The following is a 23,281-nucleotide window of genomic DNA, read 5'->3' as shown; positions in this document are numbered from 1 at the left end:
GCCGGCCTTGATGCGCAGTATGTCCGGTGAAAAATCGTGCAGTCGTCAATACACGGTCCGCCGAAGCGGTAATAAGAAACCGCTGTCATGCTGCTGACGCGGCCGCTAAACGATTCCCGGTATCGACGTAGGTTATTCCTGCGACATCCGCGTCACCAATTTGGGTGAAGCGCCCGACTATTTGTATACAACGCAGGGTTTCAGGAATTGACGTGAACAAAATCTCGTAACAGCGGATAAATCTCGTTGTTCCAGCGGCGTCCGCTGAATACACCGTAATGACCAACACCCGCCTGCATGTGATGGACTTTGCGATAGGCTCGCACGCCGGTGCAGAGATCCTGGGCTGCCAAAGTCTGGCCGATCGAGCAGATATCATCCTTCTCGCCCTCGACCGTCATCAGCCCCATGCGCTTGATCGATGCGCAGTTCACGGTCCGGCCCTTGTAGGTCAGCTTGCCCTGCGGCAACAGATGCTCCTGGAACACGTCGCGGATGGTGTCGATATAGAACTCTCCAGGCAGATCCATCACGGCGAAATATTCGTCGTAGAACGTCTTGATGACTTCCGCCTTCTCGATCTCGCCCTTGGCGAGATGATCGGCGAGATCGACATGGGACTTGATGTGCCGCTCGAGATTCATCGAGACGAATGCGGTCAACTGAATGAAGCCGGGATAGACTTGCCGGAACGCGCCTTTGCACTGGAGCGGCACGTAGTTGATCATGTTCTCTTCGAACCACTTCAACGGCTTGCTCTTGGCGAACTCGTTGACCTTGGTCGGCTGAATGCGTGTATCGATAGGGCCGGCCATCAGCGTCAGGCTTGCCGGGCGCGCGGGATGATTGTCTTCCGACATGATGGCAGCCGCAGCCAGCGCTGACACGGAAGGCTGGCAGATCGCGACCATGTGCGAACGCGGGCCGAGCTCATTCATGAATGTGATCAGGTGCTCGGTATATTCGTCGAGGCCGAACTTGCCCTGATTGAGCGGTATGTCGCGCGGGTTGTGCCAGTCTGTGATATAGACGTCATGATCCTGCAGCAGGGTCTTTACGGTGCCGCGCAGCAGCGTCGCGAAGTGGCCGGACATCGGCGCCACCAGCAGCATGCGCGGTTGCTCCGGCGCATTCTCTTTCTTGAAGTGTAGCAGCGATCCGAACGGCGTCTTGAAAGTGACTTCTTCCGTCACCTGATGCTCGTCGTTACCGACCATCACCTTGCCGATATCGAATTCGGGTCGATGATAGGTGAGGGCGGAGCGTGAGATCAGCTCAAGTGCTGCCGCGAGGCGCCCGAACAGTTTCTCGGACGTGCCGGCCGGGACGAGATTGAGGTATTTCAATGCGGCAGACGCACCGGTGCGCCAAGGTGCTGTCAGATCCATGTGATTCTGGTAGGCCTGATACATCATTGACATCATCCGGAGCTATCCCTGCTTCGTTGCTATGCAATATTGAAGCCAGAGAAGAGTCAATTCGTCTGGAAAACTGGCACGTGGTTTGCTGAATAAAATTAAAGCAGCACAAGCAATGGGCAGCCGGGAACCGGTTACCCCGAGGGCTGATGGGCTGCCTGGGTTTGGGCGTAAGGGGATTAAGTCATGGCCAACGCGACACTCACCATTAGCAGCAAGAACTACTCGTCGTGGTCATTGCGAGGGTGGCTGCTGACAAAATTCTCAGGCCTTGAGTTCGACGAAGTCGTTACGGCGCCGGACGATGCCTCCGCCAGGGCCGAGATCCTGTTGCTCTCCTCATCGATCCTCGTGCCCTGCCTGCGCCATGAAGGGGCGGTGGTCTGGGATACGCTTGCAATCGCCGAATATCTCAACGAGATCATGCCGGAAGCAAGTTTATTGCCGGCGGACCGTATTCTGCGGGCGCATTGCCGCTCGATTTCGGGCGAAATCCATTCCGGCTTCACGACATTGCGGGCGTCGCTGCCGGTCAACATCAAGGGGCATTTTCCGAACTTCAAGGTCTGGTCGCGCGCGCAAGCCGACATCGATCGGATCTGCACGATCTGGCGTGAGTGTCTATCGAAGTCAGGCGGCCCTTTCCTGTTCGGCACCCGCAGCATGGCGGACGCCATGTATGCGCCGGTGGTGACGCGCTTCGCGACCTATGACGTCAAGCTCGATCCGCAGCTATCAGCCTATGCCAGCATGGTGATGAACCTGCCCGAAATGCAGGAATGGATTGCTGCGGCCAGGCAGGAGCCTACCGATATCGAAGAGCTCGAGGTTGAGTACTGATTGATAGTTCGGCAACGCCACGCCGGCTTACGGATCGGGCAGGGCGTGCTCAACTTGTATCCAGAATTTGTAGCGCTCGCCCGGGGATTTGCGCGGTTTGGCCGCCAGATCACCTGCTAACGAGCGCGATTGGTATCAAAACGCCTTTGACGCCAGCTGGCGCGATTTTCGCATAGCAGTAATTTCTCGCGAGCCGCATTGCGTTGGCTGCCGATCGACTGCACGCCAATTACAGTTCGGTCCCCGGGTGTTTTTTAGACACATGGAGGATCTTCATGAATGTACATGCTGCGATCGACCTCAAATGGCCCGGGCTTAAGCACCCGAACGGCGACCCTCTCCGCCTGAATCATGGGGATTTTGTAGCGATCGATCGGCACAAGGACACGACATACGAGGCGACCTATCGCCCGCAGGCGCTCTATAGCCGCGCGAATGAAGGCTTTCATGCCAATAACGAAACTTTCCTGCTCCATGAAGTCGCGACCAATCTGCCGATCTATCGCGAAGACACCGGCCCCACCGATTTCCATCTGCATCTTCCACCAGGCGGCTTCCAACTCGTGCTGGTCACGTCGGGGATGTTCACCTTCGATTACGACGGCCGCTTCTACAATGTAGGCCCCGGGGCGGTGATGCTGCAGAGCGCGATCGTGCATCGTCAGCTGTTCTACACCTGGTCGGGATTGTCTACCGAGGAGAACCTGAAGACGCCGCAGACGGTGGTGCCCGATCCCCTCTCCATGGGCTACTCCGGCAAGTTTCTTGAAGCCTTTGTGACCGATCCGACGACCTTCCCGAACCCGACGATCGTGGGCCCCGATCAGATCAACGAAGCCGAGACGCCACGTGTGGCCTGGACCCATGCGCTGCATGATCGTCCGGACGATGCAGGCTTCTGGCTTCAGGATCCGCTGGCGCTGGACGCGCTCTTCAAGCTGCTGGCTGATGACACCATCAAGTCGGCGGCGCCCGTCTATGTGCGCGATATTGGCATCGAGGCTCCGAGCGGTCATCTTGTTACGGGTCACATCATCGCAACCGATCCGCATGGCAAGTCACTCCTGCCGAAGAGCGGCAGCTCGGCGGTGGACGCCGCTTCCTTCGCGAAAGGCGAGGTCGTGATCTATCGCGTCATTCGCGGCACGGCCGAATTCGTGGATAGTGCCGGAAAAACGTTCGAACTTGGGGCCGGTGACGTGGTGACGGCGGGCAAGAATTCGACCAGCCTCATCGGGATGGGCGAGAATACGCAAGTCCTCCGACTCGGCCTCCTGAAGGGCATGGAGCAGCTTCGAAGCTGGACGCCGACACAACGTGACGAAATCGATGGCCTGGCGGCCAAGATCATTACACAGAAGGATATTCGTCCGCTGCGGACCGAAGGCAAGCCGGTCGGGTATCTGTACGCGTAAGCGCCGGTCGGCGCAGCACACCGCCACCCCCTAAAGCAGGCACACGGCGCTCACGCTGTACGTGGCAGCCGCCATCCGACTACGCGTGCCTCGACCATGCTGCCCGTCTCGGCATTGCGCCATTCGCCATCTGTGAAGACGCAAGGAAAGGGCAGCTGATAGGTGCCGCTGTGGTCCTCGCACAACACTTGCACCACCTGATCAGGCTCAGGATCACCCTGGCCATCGAATTCGGCCAGCCGTCGTTCACGCGTCGCCATGAGGTGCTCCGGTCCAAGGAACGGGCGGACATCTTCTTCGTTCCCATCACACCTGGTTGACAGCCGGGCGCCAGCACCGCTTGGTCTTGGCGGCATGACGGACATGATGGGGAAAACGATGCGCGGCCGAACAGTCCTTGCGACGACATTGCTGACCATTTTGGGCGCCGCCAAGGCGCAGGCGCAGGATGTGCCGGGAATCGAGATCTGCACGGTCGAAAAGACCATGGAGCGCCGCACCAGCTGCCTGCAAAGCAACGTCAATTTCCTGCAGCAGACGCTGGGAAAGCTGCGGCTTGATCAGCAACAACGGCTGGATGCGGCCAATCGGCAGGTCGAGGCGCTAAAGGCTACCGTCGTTGCCCTGCAGAAAACGGTGGAGGAGCTGCAGGCGGCGCAGAAGAAGCCGGCGCCAGCTGCGAAGGAAGCTCCAGCTGCCGCGAAAGACGCGCCGGCGGCCAAGGATGCGCCAGCGTCTGCCAAGGATGCGGCGAAGTAGGGCGCTCGTCCTACTCGCTGCTCAGCACGGGTCCAAACAGTTCCCAGCGTTCGCCCTTGAAACGCATCATCTGCAACTGCTGCAGTGGGCTGTAGTCGGTTGGGCTGGTCTTGACGCGGGTGCCGGGCAGGAAGATGCCGACCTCGTAATCGAGGCTGGTGGCCTGCTTCATCACATTCTCCCGGGTGAGCGTGTCGCCGCATCGCTCCAAGATATGCGCCAGCGTGCGCGCAATGCCGAAGCCGTACAGCGTGTAGATGTCGTTCTTGTCGCCGTCGGGATAATACTTGTCCATGAAGGCAAGCCATTCCTTGATGGTCGGATCGTCCTTCCACTGCGGATCGGTGGGATCCTTCATATAGGCCGCGCTGATCACGCCCTGCGCATTGTCGAAGCCTGCGGGCTTGATCACCGAGCCGACCGATTGCGATACGTTGACCAGCATCTGCACCGGCTTCCAGTTCAGCTCGGCCACCTTCTTGATCGCCTGCGCGGCAAACTTGGGCGAGGCGATGTTCAGGAACACGTCGGGGTTGGCGGTCCTGATCTGGACGATCTGCGAATCCACTGTCGGTGAGCTGGTCTCGAAGCTCGCCTGCACCGTGATCATCTTGTCCGCCTTGTCGCCGAGCCCTTCGCGCACGCCGCTGAAATAGTCCTTCCCCATGTCGTCGTTCTGGAACAGCACGCCGATCCTCGCATCGGGATGGTTCTTCAGGATCCATGCAGCCCAGATGCGCCCCTCATTGTGGTAGCTGGGCGACCAGCCCATGGTCCACGGAAAGTGCTTTGGATCGGCCCATTTCGAGGCGCCGGACGATACGAAGAGATGCGGCACTTTCTTGAGATTCATGTATTTCTGGATCGCGGAATTGGTCGCCGTGCCCAGCGGATTGAACAACAGCAACACTTCATCGCTCTCGACCAGCTTGCGCGCCTGCTCGACGGTCTTCGGCGGCGAGTAGGCATCGTCATAGCTGATGAAATTGATCTTCGGCCGTTGATGCCGCCCTGATCGTTCAGCATCCTGAAATACGCCGCCTCGGATTTTCCGATCGAGGCATAGGATGACGCCGGCCCGCTATAGGGCATGATATTGCCGACCTTGATCTCGGTATCGCTGGCGCCGGGATCGTATTTCTTCTGCGCGTGAGATGGCGTGGCCAGCGCGCCGAACATGAGCGCGGAAAGCGCGAGAGACATCCCGCGAGCCAGTGTCCTGTGCATCGTTTCCTCTGACGTTCTGTATTTCCGCGATGCGCTCCATCTGAATGGACCGTCGATCGCCGCGCCTTGCGTCGAGTATGCACGATTGAGGAGAGGGGGCCAGCAACGAGAGCGCGTGGCTCAGCACGCGTGCGTCCCCTCCGGCTCAGGGGAGGGGACGCCGGCGCGTATCGCTTACGAGTTCTTCTCACCGGACATCAGCGGTCCGAACAGCTCCCAGCTTTCGCCCTTGAACCGCTGCATCTGAAGCTGCTCCAGCGGGCTGAAGTCGGTCGGGCTGGTCTTGATCTTGGTACCCGGCAGATAGATGCCGATCTCCATGTTCAGGCTCGCCGCCTGCTTCATGATGTTTTCGCGGGTGAGGTCATCGCCGCATTGCTTGAGCACCTGGACGATGCCCTGCGACACGCCGTAGCCGAACACGGTGGCGCCGTCTTCCTTGTCGCCTTCGGGATAGTACTTGTCCATAAAGGCCGACCATTCCAGCATGCCGGGATCGTTCTTCCATGTCGGATCCTTGGGATCCTTCATATAGGCCGCGCTAAGCACGTCCTGCGAGTTGGCATAGCCCGCGGGCTTCATCACGCTGCCCACCGATGCCGAGACGTTGGTGACGATATGGACCGGCTTCCAGCCCATTTCGCCGACCTTCTTGATCGCCTGCGCAGCGAATTTCGGCGTGGCGATGTTGATGAAGACGTCGGGATTTGCTGCCTTGATCTGCACGATCTGTGAATCCACCGTCGGTGACGCCGTCTCGTAGGGCACCTCAGAGACGATGTAGTCCTTGGCCTTGTCGCCGAAGCCCTCACGCAGTCCGATGATGTAATCCTTGCCGAAGTCGTCATTGGCATAGAGCACGCCGACTTTCTTGCCGGGATGATTCGTCATGACGTATTGCGCGTAGATGCGTGCCTCGGCCTGGTAGCTCGGCTGCCAGCCCATGGTCCATGGGAAGTTCTTCGGATCGGCCCATTTAGCGGCGCCCGTCGAGACGAACAGCTGCGGCACCTTCTTGGTGTTCATGTATTTCTGGATCGCCGTGTTTCCCGGCGTTCCCAGAGGGTTCATGATGAACAGCACTTCGTCATTCTCGACCAGCTTGCGTGCCTGCTCCACCGTCTTCGGTGGGCTGTAACCGTCGTCATAGCTGATGAAGGTGATCTTGCGGCCATTGATGCCGCCCTTCTCGTTGATCATCTTGAAATAGGCGGCCTCAGTCTTGCCGATCGTCGCGTAGGAGGAAGCCGGGCCGCTATACGGCATGATGTTGCCGATCTTGATCTCGGTATCGGTGGCGCCAGTATCGTATTTCTTCTGCGCGTGGCTTGCGGTGGACGTAAGCGCTACGACAACGCCGGCGAGCAAAGTCACTCGCAGAACTTTCCAGTCATGCTGCATGGTCAAGTGTCCTCCCTGTGGTTCGATCAACCGCATCGGCCCGTCTACGCAGGTTTTTGTGATGCGGCTCGAATGCGGGAGTATGCACCAAGCCCTGAAGTTGGAAAGCTGACTTAATCAGTAAAGCGTGACGCGGCGCACAACACCGCGTCGATATGTTTGTGCGTTGCGCTCAGTTGCCGGTGAATTTGGCCGGGCGCTTCTCGAGAAACGACGCCATGCCTTCGCGAAAATCCGCTGTGCGAAATAGTGGCAGCAACTGCAGGAAGACGTGATGGACGTGGTCGCCAAAACTCTCCGACAGACCTGAACGCATCATGCGTTTGGCAGCCTGCACCGCGAGCGGCGCATTGGCGGCGATCTCGGCAGCCACGGCATTGGCGCGCGTCATCAACTCGGCATCATCAACCACTTCGTTGGTGAGTCCCATTTCGAGGCTTTCGCGCGCCGACAGTGTGCGGCCGGTGAAGATCAGCTCGGCCGCCTTGGCCCAGCCAATCATCCTCGGCAGAAACCAGGTGCCGCCGGATTCAGGCGCCACGCCACGTTTTACGAAGGCCGCGGCGAATTTGGCACTCTCCGCCATGATGCGCATGTCGCAGCCCAGCGCGACGTCCATGCCATAGCCGGCGGCGGCGCCATTCATGGCGCAGATGGTCGGCTTCTCCATGTTGAACATCACGATCGGAGGCGCAGTCTTGAGATCGAGCGTGGTGCGGCTGTTGTTGGCATCGTTGGCGGAGCCGATGCCGGTGCCCTTGGTGGCGCTGGCCATGTCGAGTCCGGCACAGAAGGCGCGGCCGGTGGCGGTCAGGATGATGACGCGCACGTCAGGATCGGCATCGGCTCTCAGAAACAGATTGCTGAGCTGCGACAGCATCTCACGTGAGATTGTGTTCAACCGTTGCGGACGATTGAGCGTGACGGTCGCGATGCCGTCGGCGACGGAGTAGAGCACTTCGTCATCGGTTTCAGGCGCAACTGTTGTGTCGGTCGGCATCGGGCTTCACTGGGCTTTTGATTTTTCGTTGGTCGCAGCTAAAGCCGAATGGAAATTCCACGCAAGTGGCCATGCATTTGCGCGGCTTGGCAGCGCGGGACATGTTTGCTCTACTTGGGCCACGCTGCGTCACCCGCCAAAGACGTCATAACAAACCAAGAAAATGTCAGGGAGTTTCCATGTCCAGCCCCAACATCCGCGTCCTTGCCACCGATCTCGCATTCCCCGAAGGCCCGGTGGTGATGCCGGACGGCTCCGTCATTCTCGTTGAAATCCGTGCGCAGCAGCTGACGCGGGTCTGGCCCGATGGCCGCAAGGAAGTGGTCGCGAAAATTCCCGGTGGCCCGAATGGCGCTGCGCTCGGCCCTGACGGCAAAATGTATCTCTGCAACAATGGAGGTTTCAGCTGGGCGGCATCGCGCGGCGCCATCATGCCCGGTGCGCCGGAGCCGCATGAGTATATCGGTGGCTCGATCCAGCGCGTCGATCTCGCCACCGGCAAGATCGAAACCTTGTTCGACAAATGCGGCGCGCATCCGCTGAAGGGGCCGAACGACCTGGTGTTCGACAAGCAGGGTGGGCTCTGGTTCACCGATCTCGGCAAACGCCGGCACCGCGATATGGATGTCGGCGCGTTCTATTACATGAAGCCGGGTGCGACCGAGGTCGTCGAAGGTCATTTCGGCATGTTGCCCGCGAATGGCATCGGCCTGTCGCCCGATGAGAAGACCGTCTATGTGGCCGAGACGCCGACGGCGCGGTTGTGGGCCTTTGATGTTGGCGCACCTGGCGAGGTAAAGCCCAGCGACGTCATCTATCGCGGCGAGCGCGGCCGTCCCATTGCGGGCCTTGGCGGGTACCAGATGTTCGATTCTCTCGCGGTCGAAGCTTCGGGCAATGTCTGCGTCGCAACGCTGGTCAGCGGCTGCATCTCGGTGATTGCGCCGGATGGAAAATTGGTGGAACAGATACAAACTGGCGACCGCGTCACCACGAATATCGCATTCGGCGGCCCCGAGCTGAAGACGGCCTATATCACGCTGTCAGGCAAGGGCGAGCTGATCGCAATGGATTGGCCGCGCAGTGGCTTGCCGTTGAATTTCTTGAACAAGTAGCCTGAAGGAATGATCGATGCCGTGGCTTGAATCCGTTACGCTCAGTGGCCCTCACGCCCGGCTCGAACCTCTCGCCAAAGATCACTGCGATGGCCTGATCGAGGCCGCCAAATCAGGCGACCTCTCGAAGATCTGGTACACGGCGATCCCGACGCCCGAAAAGATGAGCACCGAGATCGACCGTCGGCTCGCGTTGCAGGCATCAGGCGCGATGCTGCCATTCACGGTGAAGGATGCCGACGGCAAGATCGCCGGCATGACGACCTATATGAATGTCGATGCCGCCAACCGCCGGGTCGAGATCGGCTCGACTTGGTATGGCAAATGGGTCCAGCGCACCGCGCTGAACACACAGTGCAAGCTGCTGTTGCTCGGGCATGCGTTCGAGAAGCTGGATTGCATCGCGGTGGAATTCCGCACGCATTTCTTCAACCACCAGTCCCGCCGTGCCATCGAGCGGCTCGGCGCCAAGCAGGACGGCATCCTGCGCAATCACCAGATCGCGCCGAACGGTACGCTGCGCGACACAGTTGTCTATAGTATCTTGCCAGGCGAATGGCCGACGGTGAAGGCGCATCTGACCTATCAGCTGGACGAGAAGCCGCGCTGACGATCAGCTGGCAGCGCGTCGCTTGCGGGCAGGCGGATAAATCCGGTCAATCAGGCGATTGCAATAATCGGATGTCGGTATTTGTTCGCTGAACAGCGCGCGATAGATGATCGGCGCCACCACATGGTCGATCACCTCGTCGATATCGAATGGCGTCTCGCCGCGCGCTTTGGCGCGTGCATTAAGGGTGGCGAGGTGATCGCAGGTGAAGCCTGCGCAGGCGCTGGGCAGTCCTTCCTTGAGGGCCGACAGCACGTCCCGCATAAGCGCCTGGCCGACCGGAGACGACATCTCTTCGGCATATTGCTCGATGAAGGCGCGCAGATCGCTTTCGACCGCGCCGGTGTCGTCGGGATCCGCGATCGGCCGCAGCCGCGCCACGGCGACGTCGGCAAGCAGCGCGGACAGATCGCCCCAGCGCCGATAGATGGTCGACGGCGTCACGCCGGCCTCGGCGGCGATCTGCGGCACAGTGATCTGGTTTCGGGTGGAAAGAGCGCCCAATTTGCGGACAGCATCATGCACGGCGTTCTGAATACGCGCGCTGCGTCCACCGATCCGGACCCGTTCTTTCACCGTCACTTCGTTCTCCGGCAGCCTTGGCATGTACAAAAAATGAGATTCTTAACGCAAAATATTTGCATTAAGGTCTCGGGCAACCTAGATGCCTAATGCAACTATTTAGCTTTTAGGAATGAGCTATGCAAGGCAGCGCCGAAAAAACGCGTGTTTCCAATGCTCAAGCATCACCAGCCAGAGCCGGTTGGGTGTTGAAGCCATCGGCCATGACGGCATTCAGTTTTGCCGGGGCCGCGCTGGTTGCGGCCAGCAGTAGCGCGGTGACGCCGCTGTACCGGCTCTACCAACAGTCGATGCAGCTCTCGCCGCTGATGATCACGCTGGTGTTCGCGGTCTATGCAATCAGCCTGCTGACCGCGCTGCTGACGGTCGGCGGCCTGTCCGATTATGTCGGACGCCGTCCGGTCATTCTCGGCGGTCTGCTGCTCAATGCCATCGCGATGGTGCTGTTCTCCTATGCCAGCGATGTCGGGCAATTGATCCTGGCGCGTGCCGTGCAGGGCCTTTGCGTCGGCACGGCGACAACGGCATTGGGCGCTGCGATCCTCGATACCGACCGCAAGCGCGGACCCTTGCTCAACAGCGTCACGGCGTTTCTCGGCCTGATGGTCGGGGCGCTCGGCGCGGCGGCGCTCGTCACCTTCGCGCCCGATCCGCTGCATCTGGTCTATGAGGTTCTATTCGCGCTGACGGCCGTGATGATCGTGCTGCTGTTCGTGATGCCGGAGACCGTGTCGCGCAAATCGGGTGCGCTGGCCTCGTTGCGACCGCATGTGCGCGTGCCCGCGCAATCGCGCGCCGCGCTGCTGCGCGTTGCGCCGGCCACTGTCGCCACATGGGCGTTGGGCGGCTTTTCCCTGTCCTTGATGCCCACGGTGGTGGCAACGACGATGGGCGTCTCCGCACCATGGGTCGGTGGTGTTGTTGTTGCCACGTTGATGTTATCGGCTGCGCTCACTGTGGGCGCGCTCCGGCAACTGCCGGCTCGGCGGCTGCTCGTGCTCGGCACTGCGGTGTTGTCGCTGGGCGTCCTCATCTCGCTGCTTGGCATCTGGCAGCACAGCGTCGTGATCCTGTTCGCGGGTTCCGTGATCGCAGGTTTCGGCTTTGGTGCGTCCTTCGCCGGCTCGCTGAGCACGCTGCTGCCGACCGCCGAGGCGCATCAGCGCGCCGGTTTGCTGGCGGCGTTCTATGTGTTGTCCTATCTGGCCTTCAGCCTGCCGGCACTCGCTGCAGGCGTGGCTGTGCCATATGCCGGACTGGCCGTCGTGGCCTATGTCTATGGCGCCGTGGTCATCCTGCTCGCGATCATGTCGATGATTGCGTCGCTGCGCGGTGAACGCTGACGGTCAGACAGCGTCCGGCTGATACAACGTATCCACCGTCACCGTGCCGATGACGCGCGAGACGCAGGGACAGATCTTCGTATTGCCGCTCTTCTGGTGATCGCTGAAGAACACGTCGCGATGATCGATTTCGCCATCGACGGCGAGAACGTCGATGGCGCAGACCCCGCATTCGCCGCGTTCGCAGTCCGACATCACCTCGAAGCCGGCCTCGTTGAGCGCTGCCAGCATCGAGCGGCTCTGCGGCACCACGATCTCCGCGCCGCTGCCCTTCAACCGAACGCGAAATTCCGTAGTTGGCAGGAGACCGCTGGAGCCGAATGTTTCATAGCGCAGATCAGCGGGCGCGCGCCCGGCAGCGTTCCATTCGCGCCGGGCTGCTTCCAGCATCCGCATCGGGCCGCAAAGGATGACGATGGCATCGTGAGGCAAGGCAGCAAAGGTCGCGGCGAAATCCAATCGTGCGCCTTCATGGCTGGCGTGCACCGTCAGGCGGTCGCCGAGCAGCGTCGATAGTTCTTCGAGGTAGGCGGCTTCGTTGCGAGCCTTCACCGCATAATGCAGCTGCAGATCGATGGCTTTGCTGTGGAGCGCTGCGGCAATGCCGGTGATCGGCGTAATGCCGATGCCGCCGGCGATCAGGCAATATGTCCCCCGATTCCAGTCGATGTCGTAGAGCGATGACGGGCTGGAGATCTCCAGCCGTGCGCCGACCTGCAGTGCCCACATGGCTTTGGAGCCGCCGCGGCTATCCGGTGCCAGCCGCACAGCGATCCGCAGCGACTCGTTGCTGCGTTCTCCCACCAGCGAATAGGATCGCGTCTGTGGCTGGCCGTCGATCAGGAGGCTGACATTGATGTGGCTGCCGAGAGGGTAGGACGGCAGCGGTGTGTCCGGCTTCAGCGTGATCTCGCGAATGTTCGGCGCCACATTGCGCGTGGCCTCGACGCGGCATCCCATCCAGTGTTCTGCAAAACGCATGAAAGGTCTCCGTCAATCCGCCGGTGTCGAGGTCAGCAATGCCAGTGCAGGCAGCAGATCGAGATGGCTGCGATTGCGCAGTGCCAGCCGCAGATTGCGCACGGCGAGCCGCGCATGTTCGCGCATGATCGCCTCGGCGCGCGCACCTTCGCGATTTTCGATGGCGTCGACGACGATGCGGTGATGTTCTTGGCCGATCAGCAGGATGTTGTGCGCTTCCGGCAGGGCCGACTGCGCCATCACGAAGGCGCTGGGCGAGGCAAACGGCATCGCCGACACCCGGTCGATCTGCCGGATCACCGGTGCACTGCCGGAGAGGTCGGTCAGCAGCGCATGGAAGCGGGCATTCATTGTCACATAGGCTGAAAAGGCCTCGACCGAGATCGGATCCTGCCGCACCAATTGATCCAGATCGGCCAGACACTCCTTCAACGGTTCGAGATTGCGGGCGCTGGCGCCGCGCTCCGCGGCGAAGCGGGCTGCGAGGCCTTCCAGCGTGCCGCGCAGTTCGATCGAGTCGAGAATGTCGCGCTCGGAAAATGCCTTCACCATGAAGCCGCCGGATGGGATTGCCTGTAGCAGGCCTTCATCCTCCAGCCGCACCAGCGCGAGCCGTACCGGCGTGCGCGAGACGCCGGTGATATCGACAGCCTGCAATTCGCTGATGCGCTCGCCCGGACGCAGTGTCCCGGACAGGATCATGTCGCGCAGTGCCAGCTGCGCACGGACGGTCTGCGAGACGGAGCGTTCGGTATCGCGTTCGCTCATGGTCTCACTCCGCGGCCTGCATTTTGGGCGGCGTAGTTTCCTTCGCCACCATGCGGTCGATCACCCGTCGGCACCACATGGCGCCGGCATCGATATTGAGGTTGTAAAATACGCGATCGGGGTTCTCGTTCATCGCCTTCTGCTGCGCTTCGAGAATGATCTCGTCCTCGCGGAAGATGCCGGAAACGCCTTCGCGGATTTCCGTGGTGATCTTCTGCTCGGTGATGCGGTGGTTGCGCACAAAGGCCCAGAAATAGTGGCAGGTGGTCTCGGTTTCCGGCGTCATGGTGTTGAGCACGAAGCCGTTGACGCCCTGCGAGCGATCGCCTTCCGGCGCGCCGGTTCCGGCCGGTGCGACGCCGACGTCGATATTCACCGTGCTGGGCGCCTGGAAGTGGATGATCTGCCAGCGATCGACTGGGCCGGGTTTCTGCAGCTGCGCAGCCCAGAATGGCGGCGCTTCGATGCCCTTCATCCAGCGCGTCACGGTGACGGTCTTGTCGCCATGGGTGACATCGAAAGGAGATTCAGCGACGTCGTCCTGACCGATGCTCGAGCCGTGCACGAAGGTCTCGTGGGTAAGGTCCATCAGATTGTCGACCACGAGGCGGTAGTCGCACTTCGCGTGAATCGTCTTGCCGTCGCCGGCCCATTCCGGATCGTCATTCCAGTGCATGTCCGGCACCAAAGCGGGATCGGCCAGCGCCGGGTCGCCCATCCACAGCCAGATGAAGCGATGCCGCTCGACTACGGGATAGGAGCGCACGCAAGCGGAGGGATTGATGGTCTCCTGCGAAGGCATGAAAGTGCAGCGGCCCTGCGCGTTGTATTTCAGGCCGTGATAGCCGCAGACGACCGTGTCGCCCTCGAGGCGCCCCTTGGAGAGCGGCACCAGTCGGTGCCAGCAGGCATCCTCCAGCGCGCTGACGCCGCCATCGGAACGTCGGTAGATCACCACATGCTTGCCGCAGATCGTGCGCGGGAAAAGCTGGTGCTTGATGTCGGCATCCCAGGCGGCGGCGTACCAGGCGTTCAGCGGGAATGAAGCGGGCATCGTGTTCCTCCATGGCGCAATTCTTGAGTCCTGTCTGTATACAGGAGTGGCATTTGAAGGGACGATACTCCAATAAAATAAGGATGAGAACCAATTTATGTATACTGAAATTGGATAATATCTGCGAATAGGTATTAAAAAACCGCCCGTAAGGGCGGTTTTCCGTGAAGGCTGCATACCTCGATGGTGGGATCAGACTTCCCGTCTGTTCAAAAACGCCAGCCGCTCGAACAGGTGTACGTCCTGCTCGTTCTTTAACAGCGCGCCATGCAGCGGCGGGATCAGCTTGCGCGGGTCGCGTTCCCGCAGCATCTCCGGCGACATGTCCTCATTGACCAGCAGCTTCAGCCAGTCGAGCAGTTCCGATGTCGATGGCTTCTTCTTGAGGCCGGGCACATCGCGCACCTCGAAGAAAATGCGCATCGCTTCGGCAACGAGGCGATGCTTGATGCCGGGGAAGTGGACCTCGACGATCTGGTTCATGGTGTCGATGTCGGGGAACTTGATGTAGTGGAAGAAGCAACGGCGCAGAAACGCGTCTGGCAATTCCTTCTCATTGTTCGATGTGATCATCACGATCGGGCGCTTTGCCGCCTTGATGGTCTCGCCGGTCTCGTAAACATGGAATTCCATGCGGTCGAGCTCGAGCAGAAGGTCGTTCGGGAATTCGATGTCAGCCTTGTCGATTTCATCGATCAGCAGCACCGGTCGCTCTGCGTGGGTGAAAGCTTCCCACAGCTTGCCGCGCTTGATGTAGTTGCCGATGTCTGAGACGCGGGGATCGCCGAGCTGGCTGTCGCGCAGGCGCGAGACGGCATCGTATTCGTACAGGCCCTGCTGCGCCTTTGTAGTCGACTTGATGTGCCAGGTCAGCAGCGGTGCGCCCAGCGCTTTGGCGACTTCTTCGGCCAGTACGGTCTTTCCGGTGCCAGGCTCGCCCTTCACCAGCAGCGGGCGTTCGAGCACGATGGCGGCATTGACCGCGACCTTGAGATCATCGGTCGCGACATAGTTTTCAGTGCCGGTAAATTTCATGGAGACTTTGCCTTGTTCTTCTTGTCGCGCGGACGCGCGCCGCCGAAATGATGGGAATCGCGGTAGGCGATCGCAGAGTGAGGGGATGCGACGTTAGCGCCGGATCAGCGACAGGATGACGAGCACGATCACCGCGCCGATGGTGGCGTTGATGATGTCGCGGATCGCCCCGACGCCAAGGCTCACGCCCAATCGTGGCAGCAGCCAGCCGGCGACCAGTGCGCCGATGATGCCGATCACGATATTGCCGAGCAGACCGAAGCCGGCGCCACGAACGATCAACCCGGCCAACCAGCCGGCAATGGCACCGATCAGCAATGCTGCGAGAATTCCCATGGATCAATCCTTCGCGGGCGACACTGGGTGCCGCGCCATCCCCGTTGTGATGTTAAGCCGCTGGCCGATTTGACCTGCCGGCACGTTTCCGGGCGAAGTTTAATTGAATTATTGGTCAGGTCCAGCCACCATTCCGGGCACTTTGCGGGACCTTTTGCGATGACGAAGAACATATCATGGCGGGGAAGGGCCGGGCGGCCCGGCGGAAATTGGCGGATCAGCCGTTGTGCGAAAAGCCCGCGCTGAAATATTCGCGTTGCAGCGCCGAATTGGCGACCACGCAATCGCGGCCACGTCGTTTGGCCTCGTAAAGCGCCAGATCGGCCTCGCCGACCAGGACGGCCTCGTTCGAGGTGAGGCTGTTCCGGCTCGCGACGCCGACACTGATCGACAGGTGGCCACGGGTTGATGCCATATTTGGAATCTCCAATGCCCTGACCCGGAGACGCAGGGCTTCCGCGATTGTGATCGCGTCGGCCTCGGATACGTCTGGCAGGACGATGGCGAATTCCTCGCCCCCATAGCGTGCAGACAATGCCGGCGTATTGATCGTGGCATCGGCAATGACGGCGGCAACGCGTTTCAGACAGTCGTCGCCGGCTTGGTGGCCGTTGCTGTCATTGTAGCCTTTGAAGTTGTCGACGTCGATCAAAAGCACCGACATCTCGTCGTGCTGTTCAAAGGCGCGGCGCAGAAAGCCGTCGAGCGTGCGGCGGTTAGCGAGCCCCGTCAGCCCGTCAGTGGTCGCGAGTTCGGCGAGCTTTGTATTCAACGACGTCAACTCGTCCTGCATGCTTTTCCGAAGGGTGACGTCGCGTAGCACGCCTACGATTTCGACCTTGTCGCGATCGATCTCGCGGGTGGCCAGTTTGAAGTTAACCTCCACCCAAGCGAGCGATTGGTCGTCACGATAAGTCCGAAAAATCACGGTGCGGTTCGCCGTGAGATCTTTCAATTGCGCGCTGGCCGCCTTCACGGCTTCGACATCTTCCGGATGCACCAGTTCGAAGCAGGAGCGCCCGAGCAGATCTTTCGGACTATGCCCCAAAACGAATTCGACCGAATGCGAGACGAAGACGATATTTCCGAAGCGATCGAGCAGAATAATAACATCGGCGATATTGTCGGCGAGCAGGCGATAGCGGGACTCGCGCTCGCGAAGCGCGTTTTCCATGTTGAGGCGGAAGCGAAACTGGGTCGATAGCAGTGCGGCGAGCAGGATCACCGTGCAGAGCAGGACCGAAGCAACGATAACGTCGGATAGCAGATTGCTCTTCCATGTCGCCAGCACCTGATCCTCGGGAATGGCGACTGTGACGATCAGCGGATACTGCGTGGTTTGCTCGTAGCTGAAATATTTGGCGATACCGTCAAACGGCGAATCGATCTTGTAGAAGCCCGCCAGACTCTGTTTCAGGCGGGTCTGAATGAGCTGAGTTCCGGAGAGGTCCTTCCCAACCTCCATCGATGGCCAGTGAATCAGCAGTATGCCGTCGCTTCGGATCAGGCTGATGCCGCCGCTCTCGCCGATCCGGAATGTCTTGTAGAAATCGCTGAAGTACTGGTTGTCGATCGCGCCTGTCAGCACACCTTTGAAGGTGCCATCGGGGCTGTCGATCCGCTTCGACAGGATGATTGACGGGCGGCCGGTTAGCCGCGACGTGATGGGGGCATTGATCCTGATATTGGAGTCGGTGTGATCGCGATGATAGGTGAAATAGTCGCGGTCCGAATTATTGTGCGTTGGCGTTTCCGGCAACGAGGAATAACGCCAGTTCCCGCGCGTATCGAATACGCCGATTTCGCGCAGCTGTGGCAGCGCATTCGCCGTATTGGCCAGAAACGTGTTGAAGCGATCCGGCTGCGGGTTTTGGTACTTCAGCAGATCCGCCATCCCGCTCATGGCGATATCGATGGCTTGTATCGAGCGCGAAGCATGTTCGACCAGCGAATGTGCGAGGTTTCGACTGTCGGTCTCGCTTTGTGCCAGCACGGTTTGGCGGGCATCGAGCGCCTTCCAGACGACAAGACCGAGTACGCACGCGCTCATCGCCAGCACGAACAGCGTGACGATCACGCCCGGCGCGGAGAGCCGGCTCGGCGAACTGCTGGTCGGTGTCGTGGGCACGGTCATTCGATTCTACGTTGACTGCAAAACAGGCCATCACCATGGCCGTCGTTGCTTTCACGATAGCTAAGAATGCCCGCCGATGGCGGGACACCGCGCTGCGTGGTTACTGACGCCGGAATTGTTGAAACAAATACCTGCAATCTGACAAACGATTGCTTCACCATGCCGCGGAGCGGAATTCGCCCCGGTTTGACTGACAAATCTCGCTTATTTCGGATGTGCGCCGCGGTGGCGCGCCACGGGGCTGTGTAGGCTTCTACCACATCCGGCCCTTGACGGGCGCGGGTGGTCGGGCAATCTGTCAATCATGTTCTTGCAATTCTTCACATCGCTGCGCGATGCGCAGGTCCCGGTGACCCTGCGCGAATATCTCACATTGATGGAGGCGCTCGACGCCGACCTCGCTGATCAGTCGGTGGAGAATTTCTATTATTTGTCCCGCGCGGCGCTGGTGAAAGACGAGCGCAATCTCGACAAATTCGATCGGGTATTCGGCACGGTCTTCAAGGGGCTTGAGAGCCTGCTCGACGCTATGGAAAAGGCGGAGATTCCCGCCGAGTGGCTGAAGAAGCTCGCCGAGAAATATCTTACCGAGGAAGAGAAGAAGCAGATCGAGGCCATGGGCTGGGACAAGCTCATGGAAACCCTGCGGAAGCGCCTTGAAGAGCAGAAGGAACGTCATCAGGGCGGCAACAAATGGATCGGCACCGCCGGGACCTCACCGTTTGGCGCCGAAGGCTACAATCCCGAAGGCATCCGTATCGGGCAGGAGAAAAGCCGTCACCGGCGCGCGGTGAAGGTCTGGGATAAGCGCGAGTTCAAGGATCTCGACGGCAATGTCGAACTTGGAATCCGCAATATCAAAGTAGCGCTGCGCCGTCTGCGCAAGTTTGCCCGTACTGGTGCGCCGGATGAGCTCGATCTCGACACCACCATTCGCGAGACCGCCAATCACGGTTATCTCGACGTCCATATGCGGCCGGAACGGCGCAATGCGGTCAAGGTGCTGGTGTTCTTCGATATCGGCGGATCCATGGATTCGCATATCGAGCAGGTCGAGGAATTGTTTTCGGCGGCGAAGAGCGAATTCAAGCACATGGAGTATTTCTACTTCCACAACTGCCTCTATGAGGGCGTGTGGAAGCAGAACAAGCGCCGCTTCACGGACCGCACGCCGACCTGGGACGTGCTGCACAAATATGCCCATGACTACAAGATCGTGTTCGTCGGCGACGCCTCGATGTCGCCTTACGAGATCATGGTGCCCGGCGGTTCGGTCGAGCATGTGAACGAAGAGTCCGGCTCGGTCTGGCTGGAGCGCATCACGCAGACCTATCCGAACGCGGTGTGGCTCAATCCTGTCGCCAAGCGGCACTGGGATTACTCGGAGTCCACGACCATCATTCGGCGGCTGTTCTCCGAGCGGATGTATCCGCTGACGATTGAAGGCCTCGAAGGTGCAATGAAGGAACTGGTGCGAAAAGCATGACCCAAACGATTACCCGCGGCTATAAGGCACTGCTCGATGAAGCCAACGCGCAGATCGAGACCATGAGTGTCGAAGACGTGATGAAGGCTGCGCAGAGCTCTGACGTCGTCATCGTCGATATCCGCGATCCCCGAGAGATCGAACGCGAAGGCAAGATCCCTGGCTCGTTCTCCTGCACCCGCGGTATGCTGGAATTCTGGATCGATCCGGAAAGTCCCTACGGCAAGCCGATCTTCCAGGAAGACAAGAAATTCATTTTCCATTGCGCCAGCGGCTGGCGCTCAGCGCTGGCGGCCAAGACCGCTGCCGATATGGGCCTGAAGCCGGTGGCGCATCTGGGCGGTGGCTTCACCGCCTGGCGCAATGCCGGCGGCGCGATCGAGAAGGTCGAGCCGAAGGCGTCGAAGTAGTCGATGTTTGTCGTCATTCCGGGTCGCACGTAGCGATAGCTACGGGCGAACCAGGAATGTGGAGATAGCTTAGCACCGCGAGATTCCGGGTCCGCGCAAGAGCGCGTCCCGGAATGACAGAAGAAAGAAGCAGCATGACATCCAGCACCGATCCTCTCGTCTCGACCGAATGGCTCGCCGGGCATCTTGGCGATCCCAAGGTGAAGGTCATCGATGCGTCGTTCAAGATGCCCGGCGTGCTGCCGTTGCCGGTCGATGATTATCTGGCGGCACACATTCCCGGCGCGGTGTTCTTCGATGTTGATGCAGTGTCCGATCATTCCGTCGATCTGCCGCATATGTATCCGAACGCCGATCAGTTCGCGCGAGATGTCGGCGCGCTCGGCATTTCCTCTGGCGATACGGTTGTCGCCTATGATGCCGGTGGCTGGGTCGCAGCGCCGCGGGCGTGGTGGATGTTCCTCTCTTACGGCCACGCCAACGTGAAGGTGCTCGATGGCGGGCTGAAGAAGTGGAAGGCCGAAGGCCGGGCGACGGAAACCGGAAAGTCGTTACCGAAGCCTGGCACTTTCAGCGCCACGCTCGACAAGTCGTATGTCCGTAGCAAGGCGCAGGTCGTTGCCAATCTGGATTCGCGCAAAGAGCAATTGATCGATGCGCGTGCCGCCAACCGCTTCGAGGGAAGTGTCCCTGAACCGCGCGCGGGTATTCGCTCCGGCCACATCCCCGCCAGCCGCAACCTACCTTACAACCTGCTGTTCGATGCTGCGACCGGCACGATGAAGCCGCTTGAAGAGTTGCGCGCAGCCTTCACCGGCACGGGGCTCGATCTCGACAAGCCCATCGTCACCACATGTGGCTCGGGCGTATCTGCGGCGGTGTTGACGCTGGCGCTCTATCGTCTCGGCGTGCGCAGTTCAGCGCTCTATGACGGCTCGTGGTCGGAATGGGGGCAGCCCGACGGCCCGCCCGTTGCGACCGGGCCGGCGTAACCGGGGTCGAGGTCAGCGCGCGATCGGCAATCCGAACGGGTCGGTCGGCTGTGGCGCAGCGGCGGCCATAGGCCTGGCGGCTACGCGCCGCTTTTTGACAACGATGCGCTTCTTCACGATCTTCTTGGCGGGCTCTGCAGCAGGCTTCGCTTTCGGCAATGGCACCGACTCGGTATTGATGGGCGGTCCACCCAGCATCGCAATTTTCGTCGAAGACAATTTTGCGTCGTCATCGGTAAGCGTCGCCGTCGGCTGTTGCCCCGCTACGACCTCTGCTGCTGCGACAGGTGCTGGAACGGCGGCAGGTTCGGGAGGAGGGGCAGCAACTGCTGGTTCGACGGAGGTCGCTGGTGCGACGGCAACCGTCGTTAAAGGCTCCCGCTCTTCGACCTTCGTCGCTTCCAACTTCGCAACTTCAGGCTTCGGCGCCACCACCACCGGGGCAGTCATCTCGACGGCCAGTGCGGCCTGCGTCGACAGGGGCGCAGCGGTCTCGGGTAAGGCGACCTTTTCCGGCTCAGTGGGAGCTGCGATGGGGGGCACTTGTTCTACCGCCGATGTCACGGAGATCGCTGGCGGCGCGACAGTCTCAGGGGCGGGAGCTGGCGCCTCGACGCGCAGCATGGCCAATGTCGGCGGAGCTTCGATGGGCTGCTGGGCAAACACCGTCTGCGGCGGCGCGTATCTGGTCGGAATAGTCGCGAATTCCTGATGGGCAGAGCGCAGCAGCGCTGCGGCGCCGAGGCCGAAGACCACCAACGACACTGTGAGCAGGATGGCTGCGAACAGAAATCGGAAACCCGGAAGCATGAATGGCAGTTCCGCCTTCGGACAGACCGCGGAAGGCTTTCGAACGATGGGAACGCGGTGACAACGCTGGAAGTGACTCGTCTGCAACATTGGCTGCCGCCAAAGGGGCGCGAATCACGTCCATTTGAGGATAACGCACGGCCTCAGGAACCGTTTGTTAAAAAGTGAGATGCACAACAAATGGCGCGTTCTCGGGCCGTGATTTCAACGGGGGTGAGGCAAGATAGCCACGCCGGCGTGCGATCTCGCGAATATGACCGAAATGGGAAGCTTTTTTCCGGAATTGTCTTGAATGCGCCGCTATCCTGCGCGATCTGACGGCATGTTCCGGTTTTTGCTTGAGCTTATACAAGGGCAATGATGATCAAGCGTGTTTTGACGACATTGGCGACCGTGGCTCTCGGTAGCGTCGCGGGTCATTCACTTGCGGTGGCGCAGGGCTATCCTGTGGGCACGCCAAGCGGCTATTCGATCCCGGCCGACCCAAACTACCCCCCGGGCGGCTATCCGGCCAATTCGCGCGCGGATCGCGCGCTGGACGCCATGCCGGATTTCGATGCGCTCGATGAAGATGACGCGCCACCGTCCCGCGGCGGCCGGCCGATGACGGGTCTGTCTGCGCCCGGTGTTGCGCCCCAGAGCCCGGTGATGTCTCCGGATGATCCACGCTACGGTCGCCCTGCTGGTGCTGCCCCGGTTTATTCCGATCGCGCCATGCCGCAGGGGCCGGTGATGTCGCCCGATGATCCGCGTTATGGTCGCCCGATGGCGCCGCCGGCGGTGGTCTATTCGAACCGCGGCAATGGCGATGGCGCAATGCGTCCCCCGGAAGGGATGGGCGGGCAAGGCGCTCCCGTGACAGGCTCCGTTCAGGGGCAGGATCCGGGCCGTGGTGCCAATGGCAGCTCGGTGATGGTTGCTTCGCTGCCTCCGGAAGATCAGCCGGAAACCGGTCCGGCGCAGCTGCCGCCGCAGTTCCGCCGGCAGGAAGTCAATTTCGTCACCAAGGAGCCCGCAGGCACCATCGTCGTCGATACGCCGAACTACTATTTGTACTATGTGCTCGGCAACAACCGCGCGATGCGCTATGGCGTCCGCGTAGGTCGCGATGGCTTCACCTGGAACGGTGTCCAGAAGATCACCCGCAAGGCGGAGTGGCCGGACTGGCATCCGCCGACCGAAATGATCGAGCGTCAGCCCTATCTGCCGCGCTTTATGGCCGGCGGCGAAGGCAATCCGCTCGGCGCCCGCGCGATGTATCTCGGCTCTACCGTGTATCGTATCCACGGCACCAACCAGCCGTCGACCATTGGCAAATCGGTGTCCTCTGGTTGTTTCGGCATGCTCAACGACGACATCTCGGATTTGTTTGAGCGTACCAAGGTTGGCACGCGCGTGGTGGTGATGCCCGCCAAGGCTCCGTCGACCACGGCTTCGGCTCAGCCGGTCCCCGGTCCGAGTGCGAATGCCGCTCCTGCGCCGTTGCCTGGCACACAGCCGACATCGGTTCAGCCGCTTCCTGCTCCGGTCAGCATTCGCTGATTAAGGTCAACTGCTTTCAAGAA

The 23,281-nt window shown here is 60.4% G+C and carries 22 protein-coding genes and 1 pseudogene; 10 read left to right on the top strand and 13 right to left on the bottom strand.

Features of this window, described 5'->3' with window-relative positions; all coding sequences use genetic code 11:
- Positions 1-200 precede the first annotated feature (200 nt).
- Entirely contained in the window at positions 201-1,424 is a 1,224-nt protein-coding gene (locus AB8A33_RS18095) for a polyhydroxyalkanoate depolymerase (protein ID WP_439093995.1), read from the bottom strand.
- Between the two features lie 180 nt (positions 1,425-1,604).
- Between AB8A33_RS18095 and AB8A33_RS18090 the strand changes: the two genes are divergently transcribed.
- Complete coding sequence (locus tag AB8A33_RS18090) at positions 1,605-2,258, top strand: glutathione S-transferase family protein (RefSeq protein WP_439093994.1); 654 nt, start codon at positions 1,605-1,607, stop codon at positions 2,256-2,258.
- A gap of 275 nt (positions 2,259-2,533) precedes the next feature.
- Positions 2,534-3,673, top strand: a complete 1,140-nt coding sequence (locus AB8A33_RS18085; protein ID WP_439095965.1) for a hypothetical protein — start codon at positions 2,534-2,536, stop codon at positions 3,671-3,673.
- A gap of 50 nt (positions 3,674-3,723) precedes the next feature.
- Here AB8A33_RS18085 and AB8A33_RS18080 read toward each other — a convergent pair whose 3' ends face one another.
- On the bottom strand, positions 3,724-3,933 hold the full coding sequence (locus tag AB8A33_RS18080) for a hypothetical protein (protein WP_439093993.1): 210 nt from the start codon (positions 3,931-3,933) through the stop codon (positions 3,724-3,726).
- Between the two features lie 118 nt (positions 3,934-4,051).
- Here AB8A33_RS18080 and AB8A33_RS18075 point away from each other — a divergent pair, with 118 nt between their 5' ends.
- A complete protein-coding gene (locus tag AB8A33_RS18075; protein ID WP_439093992.1) occupies positions 4,052-4,432 on the top strand; it encodes a hypothetical protein in 381 nt (126 codons plus the stop codon).
- Between the two features lie 10 nt (positions 4,433-4,442).
- Here AB8A33_RS18075 and AB8A33_RS18070 read toward each other — a convergent pair.
- The 3 genes and pseudogenes from AB8A33_RS18070 to AB8A33_RS18060 all read right to left on the bottom strand — a co-directional run bounded on the left by AB8A33_RS18070 (position 4,443) and on the right by AB8A33_RS18060 (position 8,060).
- A pseudogene (locus tag AB8A33_RS18070) lies at positions 4,443-5,659 on the bottom strand (ABC transporter substrate-binding protein).
- Positions 5,660-5,833: 174 nt separating this feature from the next.
- Positions 5,834-7,060, bottom strand: a complete 1,227-nt coding sequence (locus AB8A33_RS18065) for an ABC transporter substrate-binding protein (RefSeq protein WP_439095964.1) — start codon at positions 7,058-7,060, stop codon at positions 5,834-5,836.
- Between the two features lie 172 nt (positions 7,061-7,232).
- Entirely contained in the window at positions 7,233-8,060 is an 828-nt protein-coding gene (locus AB8A33_RS18060) for an enoyl-CoA hydratase/isomerase family protein (RefSeq protein ID WP_439093991.1), read from the bottom strand.
- A gap of 179 nt (positions 8,061-8,239) precedes the next feature.
- On the opposite strand from AB8A33_RS18060, the gene AB8A33_RS18055 reads away from it, so the two are divergent.
- Positions 8,240-9,175: an SMP-30/gluconolactonase/LRE family protein gene (locus AB8A33_RS18055; RefSeq protein ID WP_439093990.1), complete on the top strand. Its 936-nt coding sequence runs from the start codon at positions 8,240-8,242 to the stop codon at positions 9,173-9,175.
- Between the two features lie 16 nt (positions 9,176-9,191).
- On the top strand, positions 9,192-9,785 hold the full coding sequence (locus AB8A33_RS18050; RefSeq protein ID WP_439093989.1) for a GNAT family N-acetyltransferase: 594 nt from the start codon (positions 9,192-9,194) through the stop codon (positions 9,783-9,785).
- A 3-nt stretch (positions 9,786-9,788) separates the two neighbouring features.
- Here the strand turns inward: AB8A33_RS18050 and AB8A33_RS18045 are convergent, their stop codons facing one another.
- Positions 9,789-10,367, bottom strand: coding sequence for a TetR/AcrR family transcriptional regulator (locus AB8A33_RS18045; protein ID WP_439093988.1), 579 nt, complete (start codon positions 10,365-10,367; stop codon positions 9,789-9,791).
- 203 nt (positions 10,368-10,570) lie between these two features.
- Here AB8A33_RS18045 and AB8A33_RS18040 point away from each other — a divergent pair, with 203 nt between their 5' ends.
- Entirely contained in the window at positions 10,571-11,710 is a 1,140-nt protein-coding gene (locus AB8A33_RS18040; RefSeq protein ID WP_439093987.1) for an MFS transporter, read from the top strand.
- A gap of 3 nt (positions 11,711-11,713) precedes the next feature.
- Here the strand turns inward: AB8A33_RS18040 and AB8A33_RS18035 are convergent, their stop codons facing one another.
- The 6 genes from AB8A33_RS18035 to AB8A33_RS18010 all read right to left on the bottom strand — a co-directional run bounded on the left by AB8A33_RS18035 (position 11,714) and on the right by AB8A33_RS18010 (position 18,018).
- Positions 11,714-12,691, bottom strand: coding sequence for a PDR/VanB family oxidoreductase (locus AB8A33_RS18035; RefSeq protein WP_439093986.1), 978 nt, complete (start codon positions 12,689-12,691; stop codon positions 11,714-11,716).
- Positions 12,692-12,703: 12 nt separating this feature from the next.
- The gene (locus tag AB8A33_RS18030) at positions 12,704-13,459 is read right to left on the bottom strand and encodes a GntR family transcriptional regulator (protein WP_439093985.1); all 756 of its coding nucleotides are present in this window, start codon (positions 13,457-13,459) and stop codon (positions 12,704-12,706) included.
- A 4-nt stretch (positions 13,460-13,463) separates the two neighbouring features.
- On the bottom strand, positions 13,464-14,513 hold the full coding sequence (locus AB8A33_RS18025) for an aromatic ring-hydroxylating dioxygenase subunit alpha (RefSeq protein WP_439093984.1): 1,050 nt from the start codon (positions 14,511-14,513) through the stop codon (positions 13,464-13,466).
- 192 nt (positions 14,514-14,705) lie between these two features.
- Positions 14,706-15,548 (bottom strand): AAA family ATPase, encoded by an 843-nt coding sequence (locus AB8A33_RS18020; protein WP_068732213.1) that lies wholly within the window; start codon positions 15,546-15,548, stop codon positions 14,706-14,708.
- Positions 15,549-15,641: 93 nt separating this feature from the next.
- Positions 15,642-15,884, bottom strand: coding sequence for a GlsB/YeaQ/YmgE family stress response membrane protein (locus AB8A33_RS18015; RefSeq protein ID WP_068732215.1), 243 nt, complete (start codon positions 15,882-15,884; stop codon positions 15,642-15,644).
- A gap of 217 nt (positions 15,885-16,101) precedes the next feature.
- A complete protein-coding gene (locus tag AB8A33_RS18010) occupies positions 16,102-18,018 on the bottom strand; it encodes a diguanylate cyclase (protein ID WP_439093983.1) in 1,917 nt (638 codons plus the stop codon).
- Between the two features lie 304 nt (positions 18,019-18,322).
- Here AB8A33_RS18010 and AB8A33_RS18005 point away from each other — a divergent pair, with 304 nt between their 5' ends.
- The 3 genes from AB8A33_RS18005 (at position 18,323) to sseA (ending at position 20,906) form a co-directional block, all read left to right on the top strand.
- A complete protein-coding gene (locus AB8A33_RS18005; protein WP_068732219.1) occupies positions 18,323-19,504 on the top strand; it encodes a vWA domain-containing protein in 1,182 nt (393 codons plus the stop codon).
- Complete coding sequence (locus AB8A33_RS18000; RefSeq protein WP_439093982.1) at positions 19,501-19,914, top strand: rhodanese-like domain-containing protein; 414 nt, start codon at positions 19,501-19,503, stop codon at positions 19,912-19,914. The genes AB8A33_RS18005 and AB8A33_RS18000 overlap by 4 nt, the downstream gene beginning before the upstream one ends.
- Positions 19,915-20,048: 134 nt before the next feature.
- Positions 20,049-20,906, top strand: a complete 858-nt coding sequence (sseA, locus tag AB8A33_RS17995; protein ID WP_439093981.1) for a 3-mercaptopyruvate sulfurtransferase — start codon at positions 20,049-20,051, stop codon at positions 20,904-20,906.
- Positions 20,907-20,918: 12 nt separating this feature from the next.
- On the opposite strand, the gene AB8A33_RS17990 is transcribed toward sseA, so the two are convergent.
- The gene (locus AB8A33_RS17990; RefSeq protein ID WP_439093980.1) at positions 20,919-21,716 is read right to left on the bottom strand and encodes a hypothetical protein; all 798 of its coding nucleotides are present in this window, start codon (positions 21,714-21,716) and stop codon (positions 20,919-20,921) included.
- 357 nt (positions 21,717-22,073) lie between these two features.
- On the opposite strand from AB8A33_RS17990, the gene AB8A33_RS17985 reads away from it, so the two are divergent.
- A complete protein-coding gene (locus AB8A33_RS17985) occupies positions 22,074-23,258 on the top strand; it encodes a L,D-transpeptidase family protein (protein WP_439093979.1) in 1,185 nt (394 codons plus the stop codon).
- The last annotated feature ends 23 nt before the right edge of the window (positions 23,259-23,281 follow it).

It is taken from the genome of Tardiphaga sp. 813_E8_N1_3, from assembly GCF_051811025.1.
Lineage (GTDB): Bacteria > Pseudomonadota > Alphaproteobacteria > Rhizobiales > Xanthobacteraceae > Tardiphaga.
This window is presented reverse-complemented; position numbering and strand designations above follow the sequence as displayed.

What these genes read in the sequence shown, in the direction of transcription:
- AB8A33_RS18020 (WP_068732213.1), bottom strand. Translation starts at nt 15,548, where the DNA reads ATGAAATTTACCGGCACTGAAAACTATGTCGCGACCGATGATCTCAAG.
- AB8A33_RS18015 (WP_068732215.1), bottom strand. Translation starts at nt 15,884, where the DNA reads ATGGGAATTCTCGCAGCATTGCTGATCGGTGCCATTGCCGGCTGGTTG.
- AB8A33_RS18030 (WP_439093985.1), bottom strand. Translation starts at nt 13,459, where the DNA reads ATGAGCGAACGCGATACCGAACGCTCCGTCTCGCAGACCGTCCGTGCG.
- AB8A33_RS18060 (WP_439093991.1), bottom strand. Translation starts at nt 8,060, where the DNA reads ATGCCGACCGACACAACAGTTGCGCCTGAAACCGATGACGAAGTGCTC.
- AB8A33_RS18095 (WP_439093995.1), bottom strand. Translation starts at nt 1,424, where the DNA reads ATGATGTCAATGATGTATCAGGCCTACCAGAATCACATGGATCTGACA.
- AB8A33_RS18040 (WP_439093987.1), top strand. Translation starts at nt 10,571, where the DNA reads ATGACGGCATTCAGTTTTGCCGGGGCCGCGCTGGTTGCGGCCAGCAGT.
- AB8A33_RS18035 (WP_439093986.1), bottom strand. Translation starts at nt 12,691, where the DNA reads ATGCGTTTTGCAGAACACTGGATGGGATGCCGCGTCGAGGCCACGCGC.
- AB8A33_RS18025 (WP_439093984.1), bottom strand. Translation starts at nt 14,513, where the DNA reads ATGCCCGCTTCATTCCCGCTGAACGCCTGGTACGCCGCCGCCTGGGAT.
- AB8A33_RS18065 (WP_439095964.1), bottom strand. Translation starts at nt 7,060, where the DNA reads ATGCAGCATGACTGGAAAGTTCTGCGAGTGACTTTGCTCGCCGGCGTT.
- AB8A33_RS18080 (WP_439093993.1), bottom strand. Translation starts at nt 3,933, where the DNA reads ATGGCGACGCGTGAACGACGGCTGGCCGAATTCGATGGCCAGGGTGAT.
- AB8A33_RS18000 (WP_439093982.1), top strand. Translation starts at nt 19,501, where the DNA reads ATGACCCAAACGATTACCCGCGGCTATAAGGCACTGCTCGATGAAGCC.
- AB8A33_RS18005 (WP_068732219.1), top strand. Translation starts at nt 18,323, where the DNA reads ATGTTCTTGCAATTCTTCACATCGCTGCGCGATGCGCAGGTCCCGGTG.
- AB8A33_RS18085 (WP_439095965.1), top strand. Translation starts at nt 2,534, where the DNA reads ATGAATGTACATGCTGCGATCGACCTCAAATGGCCCGGGCTTAAGCAC.
- AB8A33_RS18075 (WP_439093992.1), top strand. Translation starts at nt 4,052, where the DNA reads ATGCGCGGCCGAACAGTCCTTGCGACGACATTGCTGACCATTTTGGGC.
- AB8A33_RS17990 (WP_439093980.1), bottom strand. Translation starts at nt 21,716, where the DNA reads ATGCTTCCGGGTTTCCGATTTCTGTTCGCAGCCATCCTGCTCACAGTG.
- AB8A33_RS18055 (WP_439093990.1), top strand. Translation starts at nt 8,240, where the DNA reads ATGTCCAGCCCCAACATCCGCGTCCTTGCCACCGATCTCGCATTCCCC.
- AB8A33_RS18050 (WP_439093989.1), top strand. Translation starts at nt 9,192, where the DNA reads ATGCCGTGGCTTGAATCCGTTACGCTCAGTGGCCCTCACGCCCGGCTC.
- AB8A33_RS18090 (WP_439093994.1), top strand. Translation starts at nt 1,605, where the DNA reads ATGGCCAACGCGACACTCACCATTAGCAGCAAGAACTACTCGTCGTGG.
- AB8A33_RS18010 (WP_439093983.1), bottom strand. Translation starts at nt 18,018, where the DNA reads ATGACCGTGCCCACGACACCGACCAGCAGTTCGCCGAGCCGGCTCTCC.
- AB8A33_RS17985 (WP_439093979.1), top strand. Translation starts at nt 22,074, where the DNA reads ATGATGATCAAGCGTGTTTTGACGACATTGGCGACCGTGGCTCTCGGT.
- sseA (WP_439093981.1), top strand. Translation starts at nt 20,049, where the DNA reads ATGACATCCAGCACCGATCCTCTCGTCTCGACCGAATGGCTCGCCGGG.